This is a genomic window from Pseudomonas sp. KCJK9000 (assembly GCF_046230725.1).
Taxonomy (GTDB): domain Bacteria; phylum Pseudomonadota; class Gammaproteobacteria; order Pseudomonadales; family Pseudomonadaceae; genus Aquipseudomonas; species Aquipseudomonas promysalinigenes.
Genome location: NZ_JBJJLN010000010.1, coordinates 84,766 through 109,227, shown reverse-complemented (window position 1 = coordinate 109,227; position 24,462 = coordinate 84,766). Strand labels below are relative to the sequence as shown.

Sequence of the window (24,462 nt, the reverse complement as noted above, 5' to 3'; positions counted from 1 at the left end):
GTGCACCTTGTCATTGCCTTGAATGTCCGCCTGGGCCGGCATCTGCCCTTGGCGGCCGTAGCGAATGGTCTGCTGCAACTGGGCAAAGCTCGAACCATAGATGAACGCCTGCGGGTGGGTAAGGTTCGGCGCTCCCATGGCAGGTGTGCCTTTGCCCTCTGGCCCATGGCAGGCCACGCAATTGCCGGCGAAGATTTCCTTGCCCTTGACCGGGTCGGCCTTGACCCCTTCGGGCAGGCTGCGGCCGTCCAGGTTGGTCAGCACGAAGGCGGCAACATCGGCCACGCCCTGATCACCGATTACCTCTACCCATGCAGGCATGACGCCGTGGCGGCCGTTCATGATCGAGGCCTTGATGGTTTCAGGGTCACCGCCCCAGCGCCAGTCCTGGTCGGTCAGGTTGGGGAAGCCATACGCCCCTTTGGCATCCGAGCCGTGGCACACCGAGCAGTTGGAAGCGAACAGGCGGCTGCCCATTTTCAGGGCTTGTGGGTCCTTGGCGACCTCCTCGACCGGCATGGCGGCGTACTTGGCGAAGATTGGGCCGAACTTTGCATCGGCCTTTTCCATTTCCTTTTGCCATTCATTGGCGCCGGTCCAGCCATTTTCATAGCCAGGCAGGATGCCTTTCCAGTTGCCCAGGCCCGGATACAGTACCAAGTAGCCGGCGCCGAACACCAACGTGCCAACGAACAGCCAGAACCACCATTTGGGCAGCGGATTGTCGTATTCCTCGATGCCATCGAAACTGTGCCCCATGGTCTGGTCAGTGGTGCTGTTGCTCTGGCCCTTGCGGGTCGACAACAGCAGCCACGCCAGGCCGATCAGGCTGCCGAGGGTCAGTACGCTGATATAGGTACTCCAAAAGGTGCTCATTGCGCTTTGCTCCTCACAGCCGCAGTCTTGGCAGCAGGTTCCTGCCCGGCAGGGGGCAGGCGGTCGTCGACGAAGGGCAGCAGGCGCGCTTCGGCGAAATCATGGTCGCGGCGACGGTTGAATACCCACAGCGACAGGCCAATGAAGGCGACCATCACCACCAAGGTGCCCAGGCCACGGATCATGCCGATATCGATTTCCATGGGGTTACCTCTTGTTCTTGATAGCGGTGCCCAGCACCTGCAAGTAGGCGACCAGGGCGTCCATCTCGGTCTTGCCTTTGACCGCGTCACGGGCCCCGGCAATGTCCTGGTCGGTGTAGGGCACGCCCAATGTGCGCAGGGTGCGCATCTTGGTGTCGGTGTGGCTGTTGTCGACCTTTGCAGCCACCAGCCAGGGGTAGGCCGGCATCTTCGACTCCGGTACCACGTTGCGCGGGTTGTACAGGTGCGCACGGTGCCAGTCGTCAGAGTAGCGGCCGCCGACGCGGGCCAGGTCCGGCCCGGTACGCTTGGAGCCCCACAGGAATGGGTGGTCCCAGACACTCTCACCGGCCACCGAATAATGGCCATAGCGTTCGGTTTCGGCGCGGAACGGTCGGATCATCTGCGAATGGCAGCCAACGCAGCCTTCGCGGATGTAGATATCGCGGCCTTCCAGTTGCAGCGCGGTGTAAGGTTTCATGCCCTCGACCGGCTTGTTGGTAACGTCCTGGAAGAACAACGGGACGATCTGGGTCAGGCCGCCGATGCTCACGGCGAACACCATCAGCAGGGCCAAGAGGCCTACGTTTTTCTCGATGACTTCATGTTTCATCAGGCAGGTCTCCTCAAGCCAGCTGGGTATTCGCAGGGGCGGCGGCAAGCGCTGGCGAACGCACGGTACGCCAGGTGTTCCAGGCCATCAGGAACATGCCGCTGAGGAAAATGGCGCCGCCGACGAAGCGCACGATGAACCCTGGGTGGCTGGCCACCAGGGTTTCCACGAACGAGTAGGTCAGCGTGCCGTCGCTGTTGACCGCACGCCACATCAGCCCTTGGGCGATGCCGTTGACCCACATCGAGGCGATGTACAGCACGGTTCCGATGGTCGCCAACCAGAAGTGCGCGTTGATCAGGCCAATGCTGTGCATCTGCTGTTTGCCGAATACTTTCGGGAGGGTGTGATACAGCGCGCCAATGGAAATCATCGCCACCCAGCCCAAGGCGCCGGCATGTACGTGGCCAATGGTCCAGTCGGTGTAGTGGGACAGGGCGTTGACCGTCTTGATGGCCATCATCGGGCCTTCGAACGTGGACATGCCGTAGAACGCCAGCGACACCACCAGAAAACGCAGGATCGGGTCACTGCGCAGTTTGTGCCAGGCGCCCGAGAGGGTCATCATGCCGTTGATCATGCCGCCCCAGCTTGGCGCCAGCAGGATCAGCGACATCACCATGCCCAGCGACTGAGCCCAGTCTGGCAGGGCGGTGTAGTGCAGGTGGTGCGGGCCGGCCCAGATGTAGAGCGTGATCAGCGCCCAGAAGTGGACGATGGACAGGCGATAGGAATACACCGGGCGCTCGGCCTGTTTGGGCACGTAGTAGTACATCATGCCCAGAAAGCCTGCCGTGAGGAAAAAGCCCACGGCATTGTGGCCGTACCACCATTGCACCATGGCGTCGGTGGCCCCGGCGTAGATCGAGTAAGACTTGGTCAGGCTGACCGGCAATTCCAGGTTGTTGACGATGTGCAGCATCGCTACGGTGAGGATGAACGCCCCGAAGAACCAGTTGCCCACATAGATGTGCTTGGTGTTGCGCTTGATCAGCGTGCCGAAGAACACGATGGCGTAGCTCACCCAGACGATGGTGATCAGAATGTCGATCGGCCATTCCAGCTCGGCATATTCTTTGGAGCTGGTGTAGCCCAGCGGCAGGGTAATGGCTGCCAGCAGGATCACCAATTGCCACCCCCAGAAGGTGAACGCCGCCAGGCCCGGCGCGAAGAGGGTGGTCTGGCAGGTGCGTTGCACCGAATAATAGGAGGTCGCGAACAGCGCACAGCCGCCGAAGGCAAAGATCACTGCATTGGTATGCAGGGGACGCAGGCGGCCGAAGCTGGTCCAGGGGAGGTCGAAGTTCAGGGAAGGCCAGGCGAGCTGGGCGGCGATGAATACGCCGAGCCCCATCCCGACGATTCCCCACACCACCGTCATGATGGCGAATTGGCGGACCACCTTGTAGTTATAGGCGGTACTGCTGGTTGTGTTCATGTATGGGTTCCCATCCACGGTTATTTTGGCAGGCTTTACAGCGAGGCAAGCATGAGTAATGGGCGTAGTGCCTGTATTGACGGGGATCAATGGGGGCAGGTTGGAAATGTCCCAGGCTTGCACTGCGACGCACCACTCGATGGCGGGCGCAGTGATGAATCGGTGTGCCTGATTCTGGCTCATGGTGCCGGCGCACCGATGGACAGCGACTTCATGAACGACATGGCGCAAAGGCTGGCGGCGCTTGGGGTCGGGGTCGTGCGCTTCGAGTTCCCCTATATGGCCCAGAGGCGTAGCGGCGGTGGCAAGCGGCCGCCCAACCCGCAGGCGGTTTTGCTGGACTGCTGGCGCCACGTTTATCAGCAGGTGCGACCATTGGTCACGGGCAGGCTGGCCATTGGCGGCAAGTCGATGGGCGGGCGCATGGCGAGCTTGCTGGCCGACGAGTTGGGAGCCGATGCACTGGTGTGCCTGGGGTATCCATTCTATGCCGTGGGCAAACCCCTCAAGCCCAGGGTCGAGCACCTGGCCGCGCTCAAGACGCGCACGCTGATCATGCAGGGCGAGCGGGATGCGCTGGGTAATCGTGAAGCTGTTGGGGGGTATGCGCTGTCACCATCGATACAGGTGAGCTGGCTGGTGGCGGGGGATCATGACTTGAAGCCGCTGAAGGCTTCCGGGTTCAGCCATGCGCAGCACATGCAGGCAGCGGCCGAAAAAGTGGCGGATTTCCTGAAGGGGCGGGGCTGAAGGCTTCGCAAGTGAACCGGCTGCTACAGGATTGCTGCGATCGCCTGTAGAAGCCGGTTCACCCGCGAAAAGGCCAGTGCAGGCCGGCGCTTAGTCGCGGTATTCGCACAGGTAGGCGGTATCGACTTTCACCTGCAGCTGGAACTTGCTGTCGGCCGGCACGTTGAATTTGTCGCCAGCCTTGAAGGTTTCCCAGTTGTCGCTACCTGGCAGCTTCACGGTCAGGGCGCCGGAAACCACATGCATGATTTCGCGCTTGGCGGTGCCGAACTCGTATTCGCCCGGGGCCATCACACCCACGGTGGCAGGGCCTTCTTCGCCAGTGAAGGCGACCGACTTGACGCTGCCGTTGAAGTACTCATTGACCTGGAACATGGGGCGACTCCTGAAAGAATAGGGGTGAAAAAGGGCTGGCCAGTATGCCCAAGCCCTTTGCCCCCGTCATCTGCTTTCAGGGGCCATTGGCCGGCAGGCTCAAGGGCAGCAGGCGGGCGGTATTGCGCGCGTCTTCCAGGGCGCGGTGCTGCTGCCCACAGAAGTGCATGCCCGCCAGTTGCAGCGCGCCATTGAGCCCGGTCGGGCGCTGCAGATGGCGGGCCTTGGCGAAGCGCTGCTTGAGGTTGATGTGCGGCAGTTCGCGCAACAGGCTGTCGAGCGCATGCTGGCGCCACTCCTGCAGCAGTTGCTGGCGGTCGTAATCACCCCAGCTGACCCAGGCCTGCAGTTGCCCACGATGGTGCTCCAGCCAGCGCTCGAAACGCCCCCACACCTCGGGGAAGGCTGCGGCACTGTCGATCTCGGCCTGGCTGATGTGCGTCAGCTCCCGGCAGAACGAGGTCAGCTGCGGCCGCCGCCGGGGCCGCACGAAGCGCTGGAAGTGGTCCACTTCGCGGCCTTCGCGAGTCACCAGGCTGGCGCCGATTTCAATGATTTCCATCTCCGTGACCGGCCAGCCACCATCATCGGTGGTGGCTTCCAGGTCGATCACCAACCAATGGCCCATACCAGGCTCCCTCGCCATACATGCCAAAGCAGCGTAGCCAATGTCTGGCTACATAGCATCCACTGGCAAAATGCCCTCACTTTGGCGCAACCAGCAGTTGTGCCGTATCGGGAAAACGCCTAGCTTAAGCGCATCCAGGTAAGAACCGTTAAGAGTGTCCGCTTTGACTCCCGCGCCCAGCCTGAAGGCAATTGCAACACTGTTGATGCTGGCTGCAACTTGGCTGGCAGAGCCAGCATGGGCTGGCGACGCTATCGATGTGAAGATTGGCGCCGCACATTTCCCGCCCTATACCGTCCGCCCGGAACAAGGCGCCGATACCGGTCTGCTGCCGCAGCTGGTCGAGGCCTTGAATCGCCTGCAGCAAGACTACCGCTTTGTGCTGGTGCCCACGTCCATTCAGCGGCGCTTTGGGGACTTCCAGCAGGCACGCACCGACATGGCGATTTTCGAGAACCCCGAATGGGGCTGGCAGCAAATTCCCCATCAGACGGTGGACATGGGCCTTGAGGATGCCGAAGTGTTCGTCGCCAGCCAAGCCAACGCCGGTGATCAGCACTACTTCGATAGCCTCGCAGGCAAGCGGCTGGCGCTGTTCAACGGTTACCACTACGCCTTCGCCAACTTTAACCCTGACCCCAATTACCTGCGCAAGGCTTACAACGCGACGCTGACCTACTCACACGACAGCAACCTGCTCATGGTCCAGGCCGGGCGCTCCGACATCGCCTTGGTGACGCGCTCGTACCTGAGTGACTTCCTTGCCCGTAACCCTGAAAGCGTCAGTCAGCTAGTCGCCTCGCAGCGCGTCGACCAGGTCTATCACCACTACGCATTGCTTCGCCCTGATGCCCCCATCGGCGATCGCCAGTTCGCCAAACTGATGCGCGACTTGCGTGACTCGGGTGAACTGGCGCGGATTTTCCGGCCCTACCGGATCATCGTCACCACCCCGAGCGACTAAATTCCCCTGGCACCGGCACGTCCTGAGCAGTGAGCCTTTCTTTCATCTTGCCGTGAGCCATGACCATGCCCTTCGATGCCGCTTCGCAGCCTTTGTCCTTACCCCGTTGGCACAACCTTAAGGCCGAGGAGGGCGATGGTTGGCTGAGCCTGAAGCTCGATGGCAGGCCTCTGATCCAGCTGCACCTGGAGCCAGGCGACACCCTGCACGCCCATGTGCGTTCGCTGTGCCAGGAGCGAGCTATGCAGGCGCTGTGGGCTGCCTGCTATTGGCTGCTGTCGCGTAACCCCACGCGCCAGCGCCTGGCTTTGCACACTGTGGCCTGTGTGCCTGAAGCATTGGCCAGCGGCCTGTTGCTGGCCACCGAGCAGCCAGGCGTATTGTTGTGCGAGCGTGCATCGTTCTGGCAGTTGCCGCAGCCGTGGCTGGGCACTGCGACAGGTGACGCCTACCCGCAACTCATGCAGCTCAGCGATGGCAAGCGCCACCCGCGCCGGCCACCCAAGCCGCGTGGCGAGGTGTATCGCAGGTTCGATGCACGCCTGGGCGCATGGGTATCGCTGCGCACCTTGGAAATCGACCAGGACGTGGAACGGTTCAATCGCTGGCAGAACAACCCGCGGGTGGAGAAGTTCTGGCAGGAGGCAGGCTCGTTGGAGCAGCACCGGCAGTACTTGGCCAAGCTTGAGGCCGACCCCCACGCCCTAACCCTGATCGGTTGTTTCGATGACCAACCGTTCGCCTACTTCGAAGCGTACTGGGCCAAGGAAGACCGCATCGCGCCGTTCTACGCAGCGGGTGATTACGACAGGGGCATTCACATGCTGGTGGGAGAAGAAGCGCACCGCGGGCCGCACAAAGTCGCCAGCTGGTTATCGGCGCTGGTGCACTATCTGTTCCTGGATGATCCTCGTACCCAGCGGGTGGTGGCAGAGCCGCGTGCCGACAACGGCAGGATGATCGGCTACATGCATGACCAGTGCTTTCATTGCGAAAAAGAGTTCGATTTTCCCCACAAGCGCGCGGCGCTGATGATCCTGGGGCGAGAGCGGTTCTTCGATCACTGCAAGCTGGCTTGATTTCGCGCCGCCTGCTTGGCGGCTGAAGCCGCTCCTACAGGTTGGCGCCTAGGGCAAAACCCGCGCAGGCCTGATGGAGCGGATGCGCCCGCGAGCACGCCAGCGCCGCTGCTTCAGGCATGCCTGTTGCTGGTCTTGCGGCAATGCACCAAAGCATCGCGAATCATGAAGTTGACCAAAGTGGGCGATACCCCCAGCTCCTTGGCAATGTCTTTCTGCGGCACGCCATGCAGGCGGTACATCTCGAAAGCGTAACGGGTGCGCTGAGGTAGCTCGCTGAGCGCCTCGGCGATGTGCTCCAGCGCCGCCAGGTTGATATGCGTAGCTTCAGGAGAGGCATTGGGAATGACCACGTTCAGGCCTTCTTCTTCGCTACCCGAATACTTCAGCTCCATGGCCTGCTTGCGGTAATGGTCGATGGCCAGATTGCGCACGATCTGGAACAGATAGCTGAGCTGCGCCTTGAACGAGGAGGTGATCTGTGGGGCGGCGCTAAGCCGGAAAAAGGCATCTTGCACCACATCTTCGGCGCGCGAGCGACAGCCGGTGATGCGGGCTGCGATCTTGACCAGAATGCTGCGGTTGTCGACGAATGCCTGGAGCAGGGGTGAATCGCACTTACTTGTGGATAGTTGTTCCGCCATGGAAATCACCTTGTCTCGGAGGGGAAGGAGCCCACCCAGGGGGGGCTGCCTACGACGTGCGACAAGCTATTCATAATGATAATGATTGTCAAATACGAAAGTTAATGAGTTTCTATTAGTTTCAGTTCTAAGCCGATCCGCGTGATGCAGTTCACTCTCTGCCGCCACTTAAGGCGCTAATTTCCTGGCGCGCCCATCCGTTCACCTGTGTACATCCGGCCGCTGCAGCTGCCCGCCTACCCAATGTGTGGCAGCCAGCCCGACTCACCAGACACTGGCAGGAACCCCCATGACGGACGCCTTCGAACTCCCGCTCTCGCTGGTCCAGGCCCTGGCGCAACGCGCCGCGCTGACCCCGGATCGCATCGCCCTGCGTTTTCTGGCCGACACCCCAGGCGAGCAGGCCGTGCTCAGCTATCGCGACCTGGATACCCGTGCGCGCACCATCGCTACGGCGTTGCAGGCCCGTGCCGGGTTTGCCGAGCGGGCGGTGCTGCTGTTCCCCAGCGGCCCGGATTACGTCGCGGCGTTCTTCGGTTGCCTGTACGCCGGCATCATTGCCGTGCCTGCCTATCCGCCAGAGTCCTCACGCACCCATCACCAAGAGCGCCTGGTGTCGATCATCGATGATGCCGAGCCGCGCCTGTTGCTGACTGTCTCGGCGTTGCACGACAGTCTGCTAGGGCTTGAGGCCTTGAGCGGCGACGAGGCCCCCGAGCTACTGGCGGTGGATCAGCTGGACCCGGCCTTGGCCGATGGCTGGCAGGCACCTGTGTTGCAGGCCGATGACATCGCTTTCCTGCAATACACCTCCGGCTCGACCGCGCTGCCCAAGGGCGTGCAGGTCAGCCACGGCAATCTGGTGGCCAACGAGCAGTTGATCCGCGCGGGCTTTGGCATTGACCTCAACCCTGACGATGTGATCGTCAGCTGGCTGCCGCTTTACCACGACATGGGTCTTATCGGCGGGCTGCTGCAACCGATTTTCAGTGGCGTGCCCTGTGTGCTGATGTCGCCGAGCTACTTCCTGGCTCGGCCGCTGCGCTGGTTGCAGGCGATCAGCGAGTACGGCGGCACCATCAGCGGCGGGCCGGATTTTGCCTACCGGCTGTGCAGCGAACGGGTCAGCGAGGCTGCCCTGGCCGGGCTGGATCTGAGCCGCTGGCGGGTGGCGTATTCCGGTTCCGAGCCTATCCGTCAGGACAGCCTGGCTAGCTTTGCCGAGCGCTTCGCCGCGTGCGGTTTTCAGCCGAGCAGCTTCTTTGCCAGCTATGGCTTGGCCGAAGCCACCTTGTTCGTCAGTGGCAGCCGACGCGGCCAAGGTATCGGTGCCTTGGCGCTGGACGCCGAGGCGCTCGCCGCCAACCGCGCCGAACCCGGCAATGGCAGCGTGCTGATGAGCTGCGGCTACCCCCAGCCGGGCCATGTGGTGCGCATCGTCGAGCCACAGCACCTTAAGGTGCTGGCCGACAACCATGTGGGCGAGATCTGGGCAAGTGGGCCGAGCATCGCCCTGGGCTACTGGCGCAACCCAGAAGCCACGGCGCGCACCTTCGTGCAGATGGATGGCCAGACCTGGCTGCGTACCGGTGACCTCGGCTTCATGCGCGAAGGTGAGGTGTTCGTCACCGGGCGCCTGAAGGACATGCTGATCGTTCGCGGCCAGAACCTGTACCCGCAAGACTTGGAGAAGACCCTTGAGCGCGAGGTAGAAGGCCTGCGCAAGGGGCGCGTGGCGGTATTTGCCGTGACTGATCAGGGCGAGGAGGGTATCGGCGTAGCGGTGGAGGTCAGCCGCAACGTGCAGCGGGCTGTCGAACCCCAGGCATTGATCAAATCATTGCGCCACGTCATCGCCGATGCCTGTCGCCAGGCGCCGGCCGTGGTTCTGCTGCTCAACCCAGGCGCTCTGCCAAAGACCTCCAGTGGCAAGCTGCAGCGCTCGGCCTGCCGGCTGCGTATGCTTGATGGCACCCTTGACTGCTATGCACGCTTCCCGATGGCTGCCGAGCCATCTGCTTGCGCGGCGCCGAGCGACGACGTGCAGGAGCGTGTCGCCGGCATCTGGCGCGAAGTGCTCAAGGTCCAAGCCGTTGCCGCTGACGATCACTTCCTGCTGCTGGGCGGCAATTCCATCGCCGCCACCCAAGTCACTGCACGCCTGGCCGAAGAGCTGGCGATCGAGCTGAGCCTACGGACCTTGTTCGAAGCTCCGACGCTAGCCGAGTACAGCGCACGCGTAGCGGCCATGCTCGGCAGAGGTGCTGGTGCCCCCGGCGCCATCGCTGCACTGAGCCGGGCACAGGCGTTGCCACAGTCGTTGGCACAGAACCGTTTGTGGCTGACCTGGCAACTTCAACCGCAGTCTGCGGCCTACAACATTCCCGCTGGGCTGCGCCTGCGCGGTGAACTGGATGAAGCTGCACTTGAGGGCGCTTTCCAGGCGCTGGTGGACCGTCACGAAGCGCTGCGCACGGTATTCAGCGAGCAAGATGGCCAGGCCTTGCAGCGCGTTTTGCCAACTCAGCCGTTCACTTTGCAGCGCCTGGACTTGCAAGGCGTGGAAGCTGAGCGGGTTGCCACGCGCCGGGAGCAGGAGGCCATGCAACCCTTCGATCTGACCCAAGGGCCATTGTTGCGGGTGACCTTGGTGCATTTGGATGACGAAGACCACCAGCTTTGGGTGACCTTGCATCACATCGTTGCCGATGGCTGGTCGCTGAACATTCTGCTCGACGAGTTCGCCAAACTGTATGCCGCCCGTTGCCAGGGCCTGGACGCCAAGCTGGCGCCGCTGACCCTGGGCTATGCCGACTATGGCACCTGGCAGCGTCAATGGCTGGCCGCGGGCGAGGGTGAGCGCCAGCTGGCGCACTGGAAAGCCGCCCTGGGCGAAACCTCGCCAGTGCTCGACCTGCACCCGGACCTGCCGCGCTCCAGCCTGCGTGAGCACCGTGCCGAGCGCCTGAGCGTGAAAGTGCCGGCCAAGCTGGGCGATGCCCTCAAGGGCCTGGCGCGCGAACAGCAGGCCAGCCTGTTCATGGTCATGCTGGCTGCCTGGCAAGGCCTGTTGCACCGCTATACCGGCCAGGGTGACATCCGCGTTGGCGTGCCCAACGCCAACCGCCCGCGCCAGCAAACCCAAGGCATGGTCGGTTTCTTCATCAACACTCAGGTACTGCGTGCGCAGCTCAATGGCCGCCTGCCGTTCACGCAGTTGCTGGCCCAGGTGCGCGGTGCGACCCTCGACGCCCAGGCCAACCAGGACCTGCCGTTCGAGCAGTTGCTCGAAGCCTTGCCTCAGGCGCGGGAACAGGGCCTGTTCCAGGTCATGTTCAACCACCAGCAGCGCGACCTGTCGGCCTTGCGCCGCCTGCCGGGCCTGTTGGCCGAGGAGCTGCCGTGGCACAGTCGCGAAGCCAAGTTCGACCTGCAATTGCACAGTGAAGAGGACCACCAGGGCCGCCTGAGCCTGGCTTTCGACTATGCCGCCGAGTTGTTCGAAGCCAGCACCGTCGAGCGTCTGGCCCAGCATCTGCTGGCACTGCTCGAGCAAGTCTGTGCCCAGCCGCACCTGCCGTTGGGCGACGTTCAACTGCTGGATGAGCAGGCTCGCCAGCAACTGCTGGCCTGGGGTGAAGCACCTGCGCCGACCCCGCAGCGCCTGCTGGTCGAGCAGCTCAACGAACAGGCCCGGTTGACCCCGGAGCGCACCGCATTGGTCTGGGAGGGCGGCAGCCTTAGCTACGCCGAGTTGCATCAGCAGGCCAACCGCCTGGCGCATTATCTGCGCGATAAAGGCGTCGGCCCCGACACTTGCGTGGCCATCGCCGTTGAGCGGTCGCCACAATTACTGGTCGGCCTGCTGGCCATCCTCAAGGCTGGCGGTGCCTATGTGCCGCTGGATGTCGATTACCCGGCTGAGCGCCTGGCGTATATGCTTGGCGATTGCCAGGCCAGCCTATTGCTCAGCCACAGCAGCCTGCTCGGCACATTGCCGCAGCTCGATGGCGTTAGTGCCATCGCCCTCGACCAACTGCACCTGGACAGCTGGCCAAGCCAGGCACCGGGCCTGCATTTGCACGGCGACAACCTGGCCTACGTGATCTACACCTCCGGCTCCACTGGCCAGCCCAAAGGCGTGGGCAACACCCATGCGGCACTGGCAGAACGCTTGCAGTGGATGCAGGCTACCTATGCGCTCGATGACAGCGACGTACTGATGCAGAAGGCGCCGATCAGCTTCGACGTATCGGTATGGGAATGCTTCTGGCCGCTGGTCGCTGGTTGCAAGCTGGTACTGGCCGGCCCCGGCGAGCACCGCGACCCGCAGCGCATCGCTGCGCTGGTACAGGCCCATGGCGTGACCACGCTGCACTTCGTGCCGCCGCTACTGCAAGTGTTCGTCCAGGAGCCCCAGGTGCTCGCCTGTAACAGCCTGCGCCGCGTGTTCTCGGGCGGCGAAGCACTGTCTGCCGCCTTGCGCGACCGCGTGTTGCAAGTGCTACCGCAGGTGCAACTGCACAACCGCTATGGCCCGACCGAAACCGCCATCAACGTCACCCACTGGCACTGCCAGGTGGCCGATGGCGAGCGCTCGCCCATCGGCCGCCCGTTGGGCAATGTGCTGTGCCGCGTGCTGGACGATGAGCTGGAACTGACGGCCCCCGGCGTACCGGGCGAGCTGTACCTCGGTGGCGCAGGCCTGGCCCGTGGCTATCTGGGCCGCCCAGGCCTTACTGCCGAACGCTTCGTGCCCCAGGCCGACGGTAATGGCGAACGCCTCTACCGCAGCGGCGACCGCGCCCGCTGGCAGGTTCAGCTTGAGGCCCTGGAGTACCTTGGTCGCCTCGACCAGCAGGTGAAGGTGCGCGGCTTCCGTGTCGAGCCTGAAGAAGTACAGGCCTGCCTGTTGGCCCAGGCCGGTGTCGAGCAGGCACTGGTACTGGTTCACAAGGATGCCGTCGGCGCGCAACTGGTCGGCTACTACAGCGGCAATGCTCAGCCCGCCGAGTTGCTGGCGGTGCTGGCTGAACAACTGCCCGCCTACATGGTGCCGGCGCAACTCATTGCGCTGGCACAGATGCCACTGGGCCCCAGCGGCAAAGTCGACCGCAAGGCGCTGCCGGCCCCGGTGTGGCAACAATGCGAACACGTCGAGCCAAAAACCGAACTGCAACAGCAGGTCGCTGCCATTTGGCGTGAGGTGCTGAACCTGCCGCGTGTCGGCCTGCAGGACGACTTTTTCGCCCTGGGCGGGCACTCGCTGCTGGCCACCCAGATCGTCTCCCGAAGCCGCCAGGCTTGTGACGTCGAGCTGCCGCTCAAGGCCTTATTTGAAGCCAGCGAGCTGGGCGCGTTCTGTGCCCAGATCGCACGCATCCGCGCCGCCGGCGAGCGCAACCTGCAAGGCAAAATCGAGCGTGTCGACCGCCGTCAGGCCGTGCCGTTGTCGTATTCGCAGCAGCGCATGTGGTTCCTCTGGCAAATGGAGCCGGACAGCCCGGCCTACAACGTCGGCGGCATGGCGCGCCTGCGCGGTACCCTACATGTAGACGCCTTCGAGCGTGCATTGCAGGCGCTGATCGTGCGCCACGAAACCCTGCGCACCACCTTCCCAAGCATCGATGGCGTGCCCTACCAATGCGTGTTCGACGACAGTGGCCTGCAGCTGGACTGGCAGGACTTCAGTGCCTTGCCACCCGATACCCGTCAACAGCGCTTGCAACAACTGGCCGATGACCAGGCCCACCAGCCATTCGATCTGGAGCAAGGCCCGCTGCTGCGCGCCTGCCTGGTCAAGACCCAGGACCGTGAGCACTTCTTCGTGCTGACCTTGCACCACATCGTCACCGAAGGCTGGGCCATGGACATCTTCGCCCGCGAACTGGGCGAGCTCTATGAAGCCTTCGTCGATGACCGCGATTCGCCCTTGGCGCCGCTGCCGGTGCAATACCTGGACTACAGCGTGTGGCAACGACAATGGCTGGAAAGCGGTGAGGGCGCGCGCCAGCTGGCCTACTGGAAGAACCGCTTGGGTGATGAACACCCGGTATTGGCACTGCCCACCGACCGCCCGCGCCCGGCGGTGCAAAGCCATCGTGGCGCGCTGTACCGTTTCGACCTGGACCCAGCGCTGGTCGCCCGCGTGCACGCTTTCAACAACGAGCGTGGGCTGACCCTGTTCATGACCATGACCGCCACGCTGGCTGCACTGCTGCACCGTTACAGTGGCCAACGTGACCTGCGCATCGGCGCCCCGGTGGCCAACCGCATCCGCCCGGAAAGCGAAGGCCTGATCGGCGCCTTCCTCAACACCCAGGTATTGCGCTGCGAAGTGGACGGGCAAATGACGGCTGGCGCGTTGCTGGAGCAGGTACGCCAGGCCGCCATCGAGGGCCAGTCGCACCAGGACCTGCCGTTCGACCAGTTGGTGGAGGCCCTGCAGCCCCCGCGCAGCAGCGCTTACAATCCGCTGTTCCAGGTGATGTGCAATGTGCAGCGCTGGGCCTTCCAGCAGAGCCGGACACTGGCCGGCCTGCAGGTGGATTACCTGGTCAACGACGCCAGCGCCACCAAGTTCGACCTGTACCTGGAGGTCACTGACCTGGATGGTCGCCTGGGCTGCTGCCTGACCTATAGCTGCGACTTGTTCGACGAGCCGCGCATTGCCCGTATGGCCGAGCATTGGCAACAGCTGCTGGCGGGGCTGCTCGACAATCCGCAGCAGAGGCTGTGCGAGCTGCCGATGTTGGCGGCTGCCGAACAGCAGGTACTGATCGGCCAGTTGCAGGGTGAGCAGGACATGCCCCTCGACCAGACAATTCACGGCCTGTTCGCCGCCCAAGCTGCGCGTACCCCGCACGCCGGGGCGCTGACCTTCGCTGGCCAGCACCTGACCTATGCCGAACTCGACCGGCAGGCCAACCGCCTAGCCCGGGCGCTGCGCGAGCGGGGAGTCGGCCCACAAGTGCGCGTAGGCCTGGCACTGGAGCGCTCGCTGGAAATGGTGGTCGGCCTTCTGGCCATCCTCAAGGCCGGTGGCGCCTATGTGCCGCTGGACCCTGAATACCCGCTCGACCGTTTGCGTTACATGATCGAAGACAGCCGCATCGGCCTGCTGCTGAGCCAGCAAGCGTTGCTCGAAACTCTCGGCGAGCTGCCTGGCGGTGTGGCCCGCTGGAGCCTGGAAGCCGATGCGGCGAAGCTGTCGGCCTTCAGCGATACGCCCCTGGACAACCTCAACCTGCCGCAACATCAGGCCTACCTGATCTACACCTCTGGTTCCACCGGCAAGCCCAAGGGGGTGGTGGTCAGCCACGGGGAAATCGCCATGCACTGCCAGGCAGTCATCGAAGCCTTCGGCATGCGCAGTGATGACTGCGAGCTGCACTTCTATTCGATCAACTTCGATGCCGCCAGTGAGCGTCTGCTGGTGCCGTTGCTGTGTGGCGCCCGTGTGGTGCTGCGTGCCCAAGGCCAGTGGGGTGCTGAAGATATCTGCCAACTGGTGCGCGAGCAGCAGGTGAGCGTGCTCGGCTTCACCCCCAGCTATGGCAGCCAGTTGTCCCAGTACCTGGCCGGGCAGGGCGAGCAACTGCCGGTGCGGCTGGTGATCACGGGCGGCGAGGCATTGACTGGCGAGCATCTGCAGCGTATTCGCCAAGCCTTCGCCCCGCAGCAGTTCTTCAACGCCTATGGCCCCACCGAAACCGTGGTCATGCCGCTGGCGTGCCTGGCGCCTCAGAGCATGCCTGAGGATGCAGGCAGTGTGCCGATCGGCCAAGTGATCGGTGCCCGTACGGCGTACATTCTCGACCAAGACCTGGCCTTGCTGCCGCAAGGGGGCATCGGCGAGCTCTATATCGGTGGTGCCGGCCTGGCCCAGGGCTACCACGACCGCCCTGGCCTGAGTGCCGAGCGCTTTGTCGCCGACCCGTTCAGCCGGGACGGCGGGCGCCTGTACCGCACGGGCGACCTGGTACGCCTGCGTGCCGATGGCTTGGTGGAGTACGTAGGTCGCGCCGACCAGCAGGTGAAGATTCGTGGCTTCCGCATCGAACTGGGCGAAATCGAAAGCCGCCTGCAAGCGCATGCCGATGTCGACGAGGCAGTGGTTCTGGCCCTGGACCTGACGGGCGGCAAGCAACTGGTCGGTTACCTGGTGTGCAAACAGGCCGCTGCCGACAGCCAAGCGCAGGCCAGGCTGCGTGAAGCGGTCAAGGCCGATGCGCGTCAGCATCTGCCGGACTACATGGTGCCCGCGCATTGGGTACTGCTCGAAAGCCTGCCGCTGATGGGCAATGGCAAGCTCGACCGCCGCGCATTGCCAGCACCGGACCTGGAGCAGGCCCGCCAGCATTACCAGGCCCCGGCCAATGAGCTGGAGCAGCAATTGGCGCAAATCTGGCGCGAGGTGCTCAACGCTTCGCAGGTCGGTGTGCAGGACAACTTCTTCGAGCTGGGCGGCGACTCGATCCTGTCGATTCAGGTGGTCAGCCGCGCGCGTCAATTGGGCCTGCAATTCACCCCTCGCGACCTGTTCCAACACCAGACCATCCAGACCCTGGCCAGCGTAGTCAGCCGCAGCGAAACGCCGAGCAGCATCGAGCAAGGGCCACGCACTGGGCGCAGCGGCCTTACGCCGATCCAGCACTGGTTCTTCGACGGCGACCTGCCGCACCCCCAGCACTGGAACCAGGCAGTGCTGCTTCAGGTACGCGAGCCGCTGGATCACGCCAGATTCGAGCAAGCATTGGCCGGCCTGGTGGCTCACCATGACAGCCTGCGTCTGCGCTTCAGTCAACGCCAGGCTGTTTTTGCCGTGCCGTCTGCCGAGCAGCTGCTGTGGACGGCTACAGTGGCCGATTTCGCTGACTGCCAGGCGCTGTACACCGACGTGCAACGCAGCCTGAACCTGGAACAAGGCCCGCTGCTGCGCGCCTTGCTGGCCACCGACGGGCATGGCGCGCAGCGCCTGCTGCTGGTGATCCACCACTTGGTGGTCGATGGTGTGTCCTGGCGTGTGTTGCTCGAAGATCTGCAGGCGCTTTACCGTGGTCAGCCGCTACCGGCCAAGACCCACGCCGTGGCTGACTGGGCCGCGCGACTTGCCAGCTACGCCGGCAGTGATTCGCTACGCGACGAACTGGGGTGGTGGCAAGGCCAGCTTGGCGGCGTGCGCCAGGAGCTGCCCTGCGATCACCCACAGGGTGGCAACCTGAATCGGCATGCCGACACCCTGGCCATTGGCCTGGACGTTGAGCAGACCCGGCAATTGCTGCAGCAGGCGCCGGCGGCTTACCACACCCAGGTCAACGATCTGCTGCTGACTGCGCTGGCCCGCACGCTGTGCCGCTGGAGCGGTGATCAGCAAGTACTGATACAGCTGGAAGGTCACGGCCGTGATGGCCTGTTCGAAGACATGGACCTGACCCGCAGCGTCGGCTGGTTCACCAATGCCTACCCGCTGCGCCTGCACCCACAGGCCGGTGACGACGATGCTGCGCGAGCCACTTCGCTCAAACGCATCAAAGAGCAATTGCGTGAGGTGCCACACAAGGGGCTGGGCTACGGCGTGCTGCGCTACCTGGGCGATGCGGCGAGCCGCGAGCGCCTGGCGGCGCTGCCCCAGGCGCGCATCACCTTCAATTACCTGGGCCAGTTCGACCAGCAGTTCGACGAGTCAGCCTTGTTCCTGCCGTTGGATGCCCCCGCCGGGTTGGCTCATGATCTGGATGCGCCGTTGCCCAACTGGCTCAGTGTCGATGGCCAGGTCTACGGCGGCGCCCTGCAACTGCGTTGGACCTACAGCCGTGAACGCTACGACGCGCGAACCATCGCGCAGTTGGCCGAGACCTACCGCCAGGAACTGCTGGCACTCATCGACCACTGCCTGGTCGATGGCAATGGCAGCTTCACGCCATCGGACTTCCCTCTGGCCCATCTGACCCAGGCGCAGATCGATGCACTGCCCGTGCCTGCTGGCCAAATTGAAGATGTCTATCCGCTGACGCCGATGCAGGAGGGCATGCTGCTGCATACCCTGCTGGAACCGGGCACTGGTTTGTATTACATGCAGGACCGCTACCGCATCAACAGCGCCCTGGACCCTGAGCGTTTCGCCAAGGCCTGGCAAGCCGTGGTGGCACGGCATGAAGCGTTGCGCGCATCGTTCAGCTGGAACGCCGGCCAGACGATGCTGCAGATCATCCACAAGCCGGGCAACACCCCGGTGGACTATCAGGACTGGCGCGGCCTCGATGAGGCGGCCCAGGAGGCGCGCCTGCAAGCCTTGCACAAGCAGGAGCGGGAGGCGGGCTTTGCCCTGCTGCAGGAGGCGCCGTTCCACCTGCGCCTGGTGCGGGTCGCTGACGAGCGCTACTGGTTCATGATGAGCAACCACCACATCCTCATCGATGCCTGGTGCCGTTCACTGTTGATGAACGATTTCTTCGTGTTGTACCAGGCGCTGGGCGAAGGCCGCCAGGCGCAGTTGCCGGTGCCGCCGCGCTATCGCGACTATATCGGTTGGCTGCAACGTCAGGACATGGACCAGGCACGCGCCTGGTGGCAGGCCAACCTGGCCGGCTTCGAGCGCGCCACGGCGCTGCCCAGCGACCGTCCGCTGCGCAACGACCACGCCGGTGACGGCATGGTGGTAGGCGACTGCTACACGCGCCTGCAGATCAGCGACGGAGTGCGCCTGCGTGAACTGGCACAGGCTCACCAACTGACCATCAATACGTTCGCCCAGGCGGCCTGGGCGCTGGTGCTGTCGCGCTACAGTGGCGATCGTGACGTCGCCTTCGGCGTGACCGTAGCCGGGCGCCCGGTGAGCATGCCGCAAATGCAGCGTACCGTTGGCCTGTTCATCAACAGTATCGCCTTGCGTGTGCAACTGCCCGAGCCTGGCCAGCGCTGCACAGTGCGCCAGTGGTTGCACGGCGTACTCGAGCGCAACATGGAACTGCGCGAGTACGAGTACCTGCCGTTGGTGGCGATTCAGGAGTGCAGCGAGCTGCCCAAGGGGCAACCGCTGTTCAACAGCCTGTTCGTGTTCGAGAATGCGCCGGTTGAAAATGCGGTGCTCGACCATGCCCAGCACCTCAATGCCAGCTCCGATTCGGGCCGTACACACACCAACTTCCCGCTGACGGCGGTGTGCTATCCAGGCGATGACCTGGGGCTGCACCTGTCGTTCGACCAGCGCTACTTCGACTACGCCACCGTCGAGCGCTTGCTGGCCGAGTTCAAGCGCCTGCTGCTGGCCCTGGTGCAGGGCTTCGAGGGGCAGATGAGCGAGTTGCCGTTGCTGGGCGAGGAGGAACAGCGCTTGCTGCTGGAAAGCTGCAACCGCACCCAGCGTGACTACCCCTTGGCGCAAAGCTATGTGGCCCTGTTCGAAGCGCAGGTCGCTGCCCATCCTGAGCGCATCGTAGCCCGTTGCCTGGACGCCTCCTATGACTATGCCGGGCTGAACCAGGCGGCCAACCGCCTCGGCCACGCCTTGGTCGCGGCGGGTGTGGCCGTCGACCAGCCGGTTGCCTTGCTGGCCGAGCGGGGCTTGCGGTGGCGGGGCATGATCGTCGGCAGCTTCAAGGCCGGCGCCGGCTACCTGCCTCTGGATCCAAGCCTGCCGTCGGCGCGCCTGCAGCGCATCGTCGAGCTCAGCCGCACGCCGGTATTGGTGTGTAGCGCGGGCTGCGCCGCGCAGGCTCGCCAGTTACTGGATGAGCTGGTCGATGTGCCACGGCCGCAGTTGCTGGTGTGGGAAGAGGTGCAGGGCAGCAGCATCGCCAGCCACAACCCAGGCATTCACAGTGGGCCGGACAACCTGGCCTACGTGATCTACACCTCCGGGTCCACCGGGCTGCCCAAGGGTGTGATGGTCGAGCAGCGCGGCATGCTCAACAACCAGTTGAGCAAGGTGCCGTACCTGGCGTTGAGCGCGCACGACGTGATCGCCCAGACCGCATCGCAAAGCTTCGACATCTCGGTTTGGCAGTTCCTGGCCGCGCCGTTGTTCGGAGCCAGGGTGCAGATCGTGCCCAACGCCATCGCCCATGACCCACACGCATTGCTGGCCCACGTGCAGGCCACTGGCATCACCGTCCTGGAAAGCGTGCCTTCGCTGATCCAAGGCATGCTGGCCAACGACCACCAGGCGCTCGATGGCCTGCGCTGGATGTTGCCCACCGGCGAGGCGATGCCGCCGGAGCTGGCGGCGCAATGGCTGCGACGTTACCCGCAGATAGGCCTGGTGAACGCCTACGGGCCGGCTGAGTGCTCCGACGACGTGGCCTTCTTCCGGGTCGACAGCGAATCGACCCGTGGCAGCTACCTGCCCATCGGCACACCGACTGACAACAACCGCCTTTACCTGTACGGCGATGATCAGGCCCTGGTGCCCCTGGGGGCAGTGGGCGAGTTGTGCGTTGCCGGCACCGGCGTGGGCCGCGGCTATGTTGGCGATCCGGCGCGCACGGCACTGGCCTTTATCCCGCATCCGCACGGAGCGCCCGGCGAGCGCCTGTACCGTACCGGGGACCTGGCCCGGCAGCGCCCGAACGGAGTGTTCGAGTATGTCGGGCGTATCGACCACCAAGTGAAGATTCGCGGCTACCGCATCGAACTGGGTGAGATCGAGGCGCGCCTGCACGAGCAGGCCGAGGTTCGCGATGCAGCAGTGGGGGTACAAGAAGGCCCCAACGGCAAGCATTTGGTTGGCTACTTGGTAGCCCATCAGGACGTCGAGGCCGATGGGGCGCTGCTGGAACAGGTCAAACAGCGTCTGCGTGCACAGCTCCCGGACTACATGGTGCCACTGCACTGGGCCTGGTTCGCCAGCCTGCCCCACAACGCCAACGGCAAGCTCGACCGCAAGGCATTGCCTGCCATCGAGATAGGTGCCCAGCACAGCCAGGCGTACCTGGCGCCGCGCGATGAACTGGAAGGGGTACTAGCCGCTATTTGGGCCGATGTGCTCAAAGCCGAGCGGGTAGGTGTGCGAGACAACTTCTTCGAACTGGGCGGCCATTCGCTGCTGGCCACGCAGATTGCCTCGCGGGTGCAGAAGCAGTTGCAGTTGAACGTGCCGCTACGAGCGATGTTCGAGTGCAGCACGGTGGAGGAGTTGGCCGAGTATGTGCGTGGGTTGCAGGGGCGTGAGGTGGATGAGGCGAAGATTGATCGGCTGAGTGATCTGATGGCCGAGTTGGAAGGGCGGTAAGGGGGTAAGGTACGTCTTGAGGTTTGCGGGGTTGCGCAGATCGAGCGCCGCCCGCGCGGCGCATCGCGAGCTGCGCTCGCTCCTACGTTTGTTTCGGGCCAATTGATCCTGTGGGATATGCGCGCGGACGCTTTGGGGCATGGCGCGGTAGCGCGTCGTATAAACCAGGCGGTCGCGCGCGCCTGCCACAGGCGTTACTGGCCCGAAACAAACGTAGGAGCGAGCGCAGCTCGCGATGCGCCGCGCGGGCGGCGCTCGATCTGCGCGCCAACGCAAATCATGAGGCATGCACTACCGCTTACCAAGAATCTTCCCCAGCAACTCCGGCCGCGGCGCGCCTTGCTGGCTCTGCAAATTACCCTGCTCGTCTTGGTAAAAGATCGCCGGCGTCGCCTGCAGCCCCATCTCTTCCATCAACGCCATGTTAGCCGCCAACTTCTGCTGCACGGCTTCCGGCACCTTGTCCATCGCCTTCAAAGTGCTCGCCTTGCCAGCTTTCTCATGATCATGCAGCGCCTTGGCCGGATCTTTGGCTGCCAGGAGCGCCGCTGACTTGCCTGGGCTGTCTTCGCGGATGATGCCAACCATGATATGGCGCAGCTGCACTTTGCCTGATTCCACCCAAGGGCGAGCCTGCTCCCAGAACATGTTGCAGTACGGGCAGTTCGGGTCGCTGAACAGGTAGACCTTGCGCGGTGCACTGTCCTTGCCGTCGGCAATCCAGGCAGCGCTCTCCATCTTCGCCCACAGTGCTTTGCTCATGGGGGCGTACACCAGCTTCTGCAAAGGCTCGGCGCTCAGGTCTTTGCCCTGCTCGTCGAACAGGCTGCCGACCAGCACGTGCTTGCCATCCGGGGTCAGGTAGAGCGCTAGGGCATTGTTCTGGTACTGGGCGGCATAGCCGCGCAGACCGTTGGGCGCATCGAAGCTGCCCTTGATCTCGGCACCCTTGGCTTGCATTTGCTGGATCGCCTTGGGCAGATTTTCGGCCTGCACCAGCGGAGCGGCAAGCAGGGCCAGGGACAGGGGAATCAGGGCAGTCAATCGCATGTCAGTTTCCTTGTGCGGCAGTGGCGGGCGCTTTGGCCCGCTGGAAGGGTTCCAGGGCATGGCGCAGGCTGGCCCGCGACAGTTCGCCCAGGTGGCTGCCGATCAGGCGGCCATCGGCGTCGTAGAACAGGGTGGTGGGCAGGGCCATGGAGCCTACTCGCTGAGCCAGTGCGCCCGTGCCGTCGAACAGCACATGGGTCAGGCTAAGCCCGGTGGTGGCAAGGAAGGTGGTGACGATTTCCGGCGTCTCGCCTTGGTTGACGAAGAGGAAGGTCACATCCGGGTATTCGCCTTGGGCCCGTTGCAGCACGGGCATTTCCCGCCGGCAAGGGGGGCACCAGGTGGCCCAGATGTTGATCACCAACGGCTTGCCACGGTAACTGCGCAGGGCTACGGATTGGCCTGCGGCATTGCGCAAGGTGAGCTCGGGCAAGGCAGTGCCTTTGCTGTACAGGTGGCTGCCTAGGCTCGCCAGGCCCCAGAACAGTGCCCCGCTCAGCAGCGCCCAGCCCAGCGGGCGACGCAGGCCGGGCTGGCGCCAGCCCTGCCACAGGGTGGCCAGCACGATGCCGACCAAGCCTGACCAGAGCAGAAAACCCCCATCACGGATATCGATGACCTGTACCCAGTCGCCGCGGTACATCGGCCAGTAGGCCAGCACGAAACCCACACGTGCGCATAGCAGGCCGACCAGGAACAGATTGAACAACGCCGACTCCGGGCTCTGGCCGCCACGCCGAGCGGCCCACCAGCCAACCAGGCACGCGACGCCCAGGGCGGTGAGCATCAGTAGGTGATTGAGGGCCATGGTCAGCGGCCCGAGGGTTACCGTCAGCATCAGCCTTGGCTCCGGGTTTGGGTCCAGTGTTGCACAAATGAAGCCGCGTCCACTTCGCCAGTGATACGCCTTGCTCGGCGTTCGTCACCCTCTGGTCCGAGCCAGACAATGCTCGGTGGACCAGGGACTTGATAGCGTTGCAGCAGGGCACGGCTGGCGGCGGAGTCGGCCGTTACGTCAAGGCGTAACAAATGCACGCCCGCCAGGCTTGCCTGAACGTCTGGGCGGCTGAACACTTGCTTTTCCATGACCTTGCACGACACGCACCAATCGGCGTAATAGTCGATCATGACCCACTGCCCGCGGGCCTTGGCCGTATCAAGTTCACGTTGCAAAGCCTCGGGGCTGCTGACCGTGACGAAAGGCTCGCCTTGTTCTGCCAGCCGTGTGCTGACTGCACTGCCGGCCAAAGGCCGCAGCGGTTGCCAAAGGTTGTCCCCGCCAGCGGCCGCACCGACCAGCAGCAACACTCCCCACAATGCCCCAAGCAGTGGTAACGCGCGCAGCGCCGGCAAGCGTTCCAGCGCTGGCCAGGCCGCCCAGCCCAAGGCAATCAGCCAGGCGCCGCTCAGGGCCAACACCACAGGTGCTGCAAGCAGGCTGCGCACCGTGTACAGGGCCATGGCCAGGAACACGAAGCCGAATACGCCTTTGACCCGCTCCATCCATGCCCCAGGGCGTGGCAGATAACGGTTGCCCAGTGTCACGAGCAGCAACAGCGGCACACCCATGCCCAACCCAAGACTGAACAGCACCAAGGCGCCTTGCGCCACATCGCCGCTTTGCGCGATGTACAGCAGCGCACCTGCCAATGGTGCGGTCATGCATGGGCCGAGCAGCAAGCCGGACAACGCACCGAGCAACGCTGCACCATACAGGTTGCCGCCGCGCGTGCCTTGCCCGGCGCGGTCGAGACGATCGCGCAGGGCGGCCGGCAGTTGCAGTTCGAAAGCGCCGAACATCGGCAGGGCGAGCAGGATGAACAGGCCAGCCAGGCTTCCCAGCAGCCAGGGTTGCTGCAACCACGCCTGCAGGCTGGCGCCTAGCAGCGCTGCGACCACACCTAAAGCCGCATAGACCAGCGCCATACTCAAGACGTAGACACCGGCCAAAAGCCAGCCACGTCTTGCGCTAGCGCCATTGCCTAGGACCAAACCTGCGAGTATCGGCAGCATCGGCAGCGAGCAGGGCGTGAACGCCAGCAGCAAGCCAAGGCCAAAAAATGCCAGCAGGCTCCAGGCCAGGCTGGCGCTCTGCAAGCCGCTGGCCAGTGCTTGGTCGCTGGCTTGCTCGGAGGCTGGGGCGTCGCCGCCGCCCAAGTCGATGGTGGTGGTCTGCGGTGGATAGCACAGCCCGGCATCGGCACACCCCTGCCAGCCGAGCTGCAGCTGGCCTTGGGCGCTGGCCGGGATCAGCAGTTCGAGCTGGTCACGGTAGACCGTGCTGTCACCGAAAAACTCGTCGTGATGATTCAGCCCGGCTGGTAACTGCGGTTGCTGATCGATGGCCAGGCCGTCGAACTTCAGGCGCTTCTGGTACAGGTAGTAACCCTGTTTGATCTGGAAATACAGGCGCATCTGGCCATCGGCCTGACGGTCGTGGGTCAGCACGAACGCCTGGTTGACTGGCAGGAAATCAGGTTTGACGTCGAATGGGTTGGCCTGCAAAGGGCCGGCCAGCATGAACGTCAGCAACAGTAGGAGGGTGCGCATGTATTCGCCTTGGTGTTTCGCAGTGGTGGCCATGCTGGCTCTGTTCGATTAACTCAAGGTT

At 63.8% G+C, this 24,462-nt stretch carries 14 protein-coding genes; 4 read left to right on the top strand and 10 right to left on the bottom strand.

Going from position 1 to position 24,462, the window contains the following annotated elements:
• The 4 genes from ccoP to ccoN form a co-directional block, all read right to left on the bottom strand.
• Positions 1-876 (bottom strand): cytochrome-c oxidase, cbb3-type subunit III (gene ccoP, locus ACK59H_RS07350; RefSeq protein ID WP_409264345.1); only part of this gene is annotated, 876 nt, incomplete at its 3' end.
• Complete coding sequence (locus ACK59H_RS07345) at positions 873-1,079, bottom strand: cbb3-type cytochrome c oxidase subunit 3 (RefSeq protein WP_060479562.1); 207 nt, start codon at positions 1,077-1,079, stop codon at positions 873-875. The genes ACK59H_RS07345 and ccoP, both read right to left, overlap by 4 nt.
• A 4-nt stretch (positions 1,080-1,083) precedes the next feature.
• Positions 1,084-1,692, bottom strand: coding sequence for a cytochrome-c oxidase, cbb3-type subunit II (gene ccoO / locus ACK59H_RS07340; RefSeq protein WP_060479563.1), 609 nt, complete (start codon positions 1,690-1,692; stop codon positions 1,084-1,086).
• Positions 1,693-1,705: 13 nt separating this feature from the next.
• Complete coding sequence (ccoN, locus tag ACK59H_RS07335; RefSeq protein WP_060479564.1) at positions 1,706-3,130, bottom strand: cytochrome-c oxidase, cbb3-type subunit I; 1,425 nt, start codon at positions 3,128-3,130, stop codon at positions 1,706-1,708.
• A gap of 51 nt (positions 3,131-3,181) precedes the next feature.
• Between ccoN and ACK59H_RS07330 the strand changes: the two genes are divergently transcribed.
• Positions 3,182-3,880, top strand: a complete 699-nt coding sequence (locus ACK59H_RS07330; RefSeq protein ID WP_060479565.1) for an alpha/beta family hydrolase — start codon at positions 3,182-3,184, stop codon at positions 3,878-3,880.
• A 90-nt stretch (positions 3,881-3,970) separates the two neighbouring features.
• Here ACK59H_RS07330 and ACK59H_RS07325 read toward each other — a convergent pair whose 3' ends face one another.
• Together ACK59H_RS07325 and ACK59H_RS07320 are read right to left on the bottom strand one after the other, a co-directional pair.
• Positions 3,971-4,255, bottom strand: a complete 285-nt coding sequence (locus ACK59H_RS07325) for a pyrimidine/purine nucleoside phosphorylase (RefSeq protein ID WP_060479566.1) — start codon at positions 4,253-4,255, stop codon at positions 3,971-3,973.
• Between the two features lie 76 nt (positions 4,256-4,331).
• A complete protein-coding gene (locus ACK59H_RS07320; protein WP_060479567.1) occupies positions 4,332-4,883 on the bottom strand; it encodes an exonuclease domain-containing protein in 552 nt (183 codons plus the stop codon).
• Between the two features lie 163 nt (positions 4,884-5,046).
• On the opposite strand from ACK59H_RS07320, the gene ACK59H_RS07315 reads away from it, so the two are divergent.
• Positions 5,047-5,847: an ABC transporter substrate-binding protein gene (locus tag ACK59H_RS07315; RefSeq protein WP_060479568.1), complete on the top strand. Its 801-nt coding sequence runs from the start codon at positions 5,047-5,049 to the stop codon at positions 5,845-5,847.
• A gap of 65 nt (positions 5,848-5,912) precedes the next feature.
• Positions 5,913-6,926: a GNAT family N-acetyltransferase gene (locus ACK59H_RS07310; RefSeq protein ID WP_060479571.1), complete on the top strand. Its 1,014-nt coding sequence runs from the start codon at positions 5,913-5,915 to the stop codon at positions 6,924-6,926.
• A 113-nt stretch (positions 6,927-7,039) separates the two neighbouring features.
• Here the strand turns inward: ACK59H_RS07310 and ACK59H_RS07305 are convergent, their stop codons facing one another.
• Positions 7,040-7,570: an RNA polymerase factor sigma-70 gene (locus tag ACK59H_RS07305; RefSeq protein WP_060479569.1), complete on the bottom strand. Its 531-nt coding sequence runs from the start codon at positions 7,568-7,570 to the stop codon at positions 7,040-7,042.
• 289 nt (positions 7,571-7,859) lie between these two features.
• Between ACK59H_RS07305 and ACK59H_RS07300 the strand changes: the two genes are divergently transcribed.
• Positions 7,860-20,801, top strand: coding sequence for a non-ribosomal peptide synthetase (locus ACK59H_RS07300; protein WP_409264344.1), 12,942 nt, complete (start codon positions 7,860-7,862; stop codon positions 20,799-20,801).
• A gap of 291 nt (positions 20,802-21,092) precedes the next feature.
• Here the strand turns inward: ACK59H_RS07300 and dsbG are convergent, their stop codons facing one another.
• Genes dsbG through dsbD form a run of 3 tightly spaced genes read right to left on the bottom strand, consistent with a single transcriptional unit; the run spans position 21,093 to position 24,401 of the window.
• On the bottom strand, positions 21,093-21,851 hold the full coding sequence (dsbG, locus tag ACK59H_RS07295; protein ID WP_060480592.1) for a thiol:disulfide interchange protein DsbG: 759 nt from the start codon (positions 21,849-21,851) through the stop codon (positions 21,093-21,095).
• A 1-nt stretch (position 21,852) separates the two neighbouring features.
• Positions 21,853-22,689 carry a TlpA disulfide reductase family protein gene (locus ACK59H_RS07290; protein ID WP_060480593.1) on the bottom strand — a complete coding sequence of 279 codons (837 nt, stop codon included), beginning with the start codon at positions 22,687-22,689 and terminating at the stop codon, positions 21,853-21,855.
• Positions 22,689-24,401, bottom strand: coding sequence for a protein-disulfide reductase DsbD (gene dsbD, locus ACK59H_RS07285; RefSeq protein WP_060480599.1), 1,713 nt, complete (start codon positions 24,399-24,401; stop codon positions 22,689-22,691). Before dsbD ends, ACK59H_RS07290 begins: the two co-directional genes overlap by 1 nt.
• Positions 24,402-24,462: the final 61 nt, after the last annotated feature.

Coding starts and splice junctions, on each gene's coding strand:
- ACK59H_RS07345 (WP_060479562.1), bottom strand. CDS start 1,079: ATGGAAATCGATATCGGCATGATCCGTGGCCTGGGCACCTTGGTGGTG.
- ccoO (WP_060479563.1), bottom strand. CDS start 1,692: ATGAAACATGAAGTCATCGAGAAAAACGTAGGCCTCTTGGCCCTGCTG.
- ccoN (WP_060479564.1), bottom strand. CDS start 3,130: ATGAACACAACCAGCAGTACCGCCTATAACTACAAGGTGGTCCGCCAA.
- ACK59H_RS07330 (WP_060479565.1), top strand. CDS start 3,182: ATGAGTAATGGGCGTAGTGCCTGTATTGACGGGGATCAATGGGGGCAG.
- ACK59H_RS07325 (WP_060479566.1), bottom strand. CDS start 4,255: ATGTTCCAGGTCAATGAGTACTTCAACGGCAGCGTCAAGTCGGTCGCC.
- ACK59H_RS07320 (WP_060479567.1), bottom strand. CDS start 4,883: ATGGGCCATTGGTTGGTGATCGACCTGGAAGCCACCACCGATGATGGT.
- ACK59H_RS07310 (WP_060479571.1), top strand. CDS start 5,913: ATGCCCTTCGATGCCGCTTCGCAGCCTTTGTCCTTACCCCGTTGGCAC.
- ACK59H_RS07305 (WP_060479569.1), bottom strand. CDS start 7,570: ATGGCGGAACAACTATCCACAAGTAAGTGCGATTCACCCCTGCTCCAG.
- ACK59H_RS07300 (WP_409264344.1), top strand. CDS start 7,860: ATGACGGACGCCTTCGAACTCCCGCTCTCGCTGGTCCAGGCCCTGGCG.
- dsbG (WP_060480592.1), bottom strand. CDS start 21,851: ATGCGATTGACTGCCCTGATTCCCCTGTCCCTGGCCCTGCTTGCCGCT.
- ACK59H_RS07290 (WP_060480593.1), bottom strand. CDS start 22,689: ATGCTGACGGTAACCCTCGGGCCGCTGACCATGGCCCTCAATCACCTA.
- dsbD (WP_060480599.1), bottom strand. CDS start 24,401: ATGCGCACCCTCCTACTGTTGCTGACGTTCATGCTGGCCGGCCCTTTG.